Here is a 3,246-nt window from a genome sequence, read left to right as displayed (position 1 = left end):
CGAACTTCCATCTCGACCAGCTCCAGCAGCTCAGCGTCGTCTACCAGGTCAGCCTTGTTCAGGAAGACCACGATGTACGGAACGCCTACCTGACGGGACAGCAGGATGTGCTCACGGGTTTGTGGCATCGGACCATCGGCGGCCGAGCAAACCAGGATCGCGCCGTCCATCTGGGCAGCACCGGTGATCATGTTCTTCACGTAGTCAGCGTGACCTGGGCAGTCAACGTGAGCGTAGTGACGAATGGTCGAGTTGTACTCAACGTGAGCGGTGTTGATGGTGATACCGCGCGCTTTTTCTTCCGGAGCCGAGTCGATCTTGTCGAACTCAACGATTGCCGAACCGAAAACTTCGGAGCAAACGCGAGTCAGAGCTGCGGTCAGAGTGGTCTTACCGTGGTCAACGTGGCCGATAGTGCCGACGTTAACGTGGGGAAGGGAACGATCAAACTTTTCCTTAGCCATCGATACAATCCTCCGCAGAAGAAATAGTCTTGCGCTGATAAAACAAAGGCAGATATTTTCATATCTGCCTTGTTTATATGGAGCTCTTGAGCGGACTTGAACCGCTGACCTCACCCTTACCAAGGGTGTGCTCTACCAACTGAGCTACAAGAGCGAAACACTTTGTGCAAAATCCGGCAAACTTGGAGCGGGTAGCGGGAATCGAACCCGCATCATCAGCTTGGAAGGCTGAGGTTCTACCACTAAACTATACCCGCGGAGCTTGCGGCTCTCGCTAAAACTGGTGGAGGGAGAAGGATTCGAACCTTCGAAGCTCTCGCAACGGATTTACAGTCCGTCCCCTTTGACCGCTCGGGAATCCCTCCAGATGTGGCCGGCATTCTATTTGTCTGCCGTCCTAGTGTCAAGCGTTTTTTCAAATTTTTTCAATCAAATCTGAAACTTAGCTGCTTTGACACCGCTTCCAGCTCTACCACCTAAGTGGCGTTCCCTGTGAAGCGGGCGCCATTCTATCAAGCTATTCGCCAGTTGCAATACCCTGGCAGAAAATAATTTTATGTTTTAAGTCTTTGAAATCATTGGAAAGAGCCTGAAGCACCGTTTGGTCCAGCAAACGCTCGCTTTCCGGAGCAACCTTGAGCCAGCGACCATCCACCCCAGGCAACTGCCCTACGACCGGCAAGGTGGCAATATCCAGACTCAGCAGGCGTTGACGCAGCGCATCCAACTGCACCCGCCCCATCACGCCCCCGACTACCAGGCACTCATCACGACGCTTGGGCGGTGCGGACACGCCAGTTTCACGCAACAGACGGATTTCTTGCTGATTCCCCTTGTACAGCGACAACGGGGCGACTTCCTTGACCTTCAGCGGGGCTTCCTGCTGATGCCATACGTAATAAAAGACGTTAAGCACCAGTAACAGCAGAAACAACCAGCGCATAGGCACCTCAATCCAATGGGCAGGCCATTGCCAGGCCAACGAAAACCAGGTCAGGCACGACACGCGCCTGCGGCAAGGCTTCCCTCACCAACGGTGCATCACCGCCAGTGAGGAACACAGTGAAATCCTCACCCCAGAGCACACGAGCCTGCTCGAGCTGGGTGTAGGCAAAGCCCCGGAGCATCAATACGCAACCGCGCTCTACCGCTTCGACAGTCGAGCGACCTGGCGACAAACTGGTCAATGCGCGCTCCGCGGAGGCATCGTCGTAGCGGATACGACGGGTGTGAGTACGCAGTTGGCTACGCATCAACGGCATACCCGGGCAGATGTAACCTCCCAGATGCTCGCCGTCCGCGGACACGAAGTCCGCTTTTGCTGCGGTCCCCAGGTCAATCACCAGGCACGCGCCTTTGGCCAGGTGAAACGCACCCAGCGCCGCCAGCCAACGATCCATACCCAGGCGCTGATAGTCGTCATAACCATTTCGCACACCAGCCATTTCACGGACCGGGTGGGCCACTCGCGCCTGCACGGCAAATGCCTGAGCAATCACCGCGCAAAGCGCATCGGTTTCATCTTCGCTACGCACACTCACAATACGGCAACCCGTAAGGTGCACTGACGCGAGCGCAGCCACTTCGGCCACCAGCGCCTGGTCGGAATCGACGATCCCGCCACCTTCAATCACAGCATCGGCGACATGGATCACCCGCCACTTGATGAAGCTGTTACCGCAATCGAGCTCAAGAATCATCACGCAACCTCAAACTGAGCTCACCACCACTGAAGCTCTTTTCCATCCCGTCCACCTCAAGGCGCAAACCACCCTGCCCGTCGACGCCAAGAACCACACCATCAATACGTGTACTACCAGCAATGAGCGAAACATTGCGACCCTGCCACAAGTGTGCCTGCTCCCACTCCTCCTGGAATGCGGCAAAGCCGTATCGGCGATGGCGCGCCAATTCGTGCTGCAACTGCTGGCTGAGCAGCGCTACCAAGTGATTACGATCTATGGCTGCCCCTACCTCACGCCGCATAGAGGTCCACTGCTGATCGACCTGGTCGTTTACCTGCATGTTTACATTGATACCAATGCCTAGCACTACATGACAGACATCTGCAGGATCGCCCACCAATTCCAGGAGAATCCCGGTGATCTTCTGCCCACGAACCAACACATCGTTAGGCCATTTAAGCCCGACATCCTTTACCCCGAACGCCTGCAAGGTGCGCATTACCGCCAACCCCACCACCAAGCTCAACCCCTCAAGCTGACGCATGCCCCCATCGACACGCAGCACCAGACTGTAATAGAGATTTTCAGCAAATGGGCTGACCCACTGCCGGCCGCGCCGACCGCGCCCAGCACTCTGACGCTCGGCGAGAACCAGGAATGGAGCCGCCTGCCCTTCAGCGGCAAGGCGCAAGCCTTCGGCATTGGTCGAATCGATGGTTTCGTGGATGAATACCGGCCACTGTTCACCCACGGCAAACCCGGCGATTGCCTTCGCCTCGAGCAAAGCCAGTGGCGCGGCCAACTGGTAACCGCGGCCACGAACCTTGTGAATGGTGAGGTTCAGCTCACTTTCCAGATGCTGCAGCTGCTTCCAAACTGCGCTGCGACTCACCCCCAGGGCTGCCCCCAGAGCTTCTCCGGAATGGAACCGACCATCCTTGAGGAGATTCAACAACTTCAGCATGCCAGTCTCGACTTGGAATAAGGCAGGCATGATAGCCATGGGCTGTTGGCTTGCATAGGAAAAGGGCCTGCAGGAGGGGCTGCGCATCGCAATCACAGAGTGAAACACTGCCAGGCCTGGAATTTTCAGCCCC

Annotated in this window: 4 protein-coding genes and 3 tRNA genes; all 7 read right to left on the bottom strand. The window is 56.5% G+C overall.

The window, feature by feature from the left end; genetic code table 11:
* Nucleotides 1–464, bottom strand: a 464-nt coding sequence (locus ACF8GF_RS19930; RefSeq protein ID WP_392488396.1) for a GTP-binding protein, incomplete at its 3' end; no start/stop codon positions are given.
* 78 nt (nucleotides 465–542) lie between these two features.
* Nucleotides 543–618: transfer RNA gene (locus ACF8GF_RS19925), tRNA-Thr, on the bottom strand.
* Between the two features lie 29 nt (nucleotides 619–647).
* A tRNA-Gly gene (locus tag ACF8GF_RS19920) sits at nucleotides 648–721 on the bottom strand.
* Between the two features lie 24 nt (nucleotides 722–745).
* Nucleotides 746–829 (bottom strand) — tRNA-Tyr (locus ACF8GF_RS19915).
* Between the two features lie 152 nt (nucleotides 830–981).
* The gene (locus tag ACF8GF_RS19910) at nucleotides 982–1,407 is read right to left on the bottom strand and encodes a hypothetical protein (protein WP_176684321.1); all 426 of its coding nucleotides are present in this window, start codon (nucleotides 1,405–1,407) and stop codon (nucleotides 982–984) included.
* Nucleotides 1,408–1,414: 7 nt separating this feature from the next.
* Nucleotides 1,415–2,164 carry a pantothenate kinase gene (locus tag ACF8GF_RS19905; protein ID WP_176684320.1) on the bottom strand — a complete coding sequence of 250 codons (750 nt, stop codon included), beginning with the start codon at nucleotides 2,162–2,164 and terminating at the stop codon, nucleotides 1,415–1,417.
* On the bottom strand, nucleotides 2,154–3,113 hold the full coding sequence (gene birA, locus ACF8GF_RS19900) for a bifunctional biotin--[acetyl-CoA-carboxylase] ligase/biotin operon repressor BirA (RefSeq protein WP_176684319.1): 960 nt from the start codon (nucleotides 3,111–3,113) through the stop codon (nucleotides 2,154–2,156). Before birA ends, ACF8GF_RS19905 begins: the two co-directional genes overlap by 11 nt.
* Nucleotides 3,114–3,246: the final 133 nt, after the last annotated feature.

The sequence above is a fragment of the Pseudomonas sp. yb_5 genome, assembly GCF_043103865.1.
Lineage (GTDB): Bacteria > Pseudomonadota > Gammaproteobacteria > Pseudomonadales > Pseudomonadaceae > Aquipseudomonas > Aquipseudomonas putida_Y.
The sequence above is the reverse complement of the archived record's forward strand: the minus strand, read 5'-3'. Positions and strand labels throughout refer to the sequence as shown.

What these genes read in the sequence shown, in the direction of transcription:
- birA (WP_176684319.1), bottom strand. Translation starts at nt 3,113, where the DNA reads ATGCTGAAGTTGTTGAATCTCCTCAAGGATGGTCGGTTCCATTCCGGA.
- ACF8GF_RS19905 (WP_176684320.1), bottom strand. Translation starts at nt 2,164, where the DNA reads ATGATTCTTGAGCTCGATTGCGGTAACAGCTTCATCAAGTGGCGGGTG.
- ACF8GF_RS19910 (WP_176684321.1), bottom strand. Translation starts at nt 1,407, where the DNA reads ATGCGCTGGTTGTTTCTGCTGTTACTGGTGCTTAACGTCTTTTATTAC.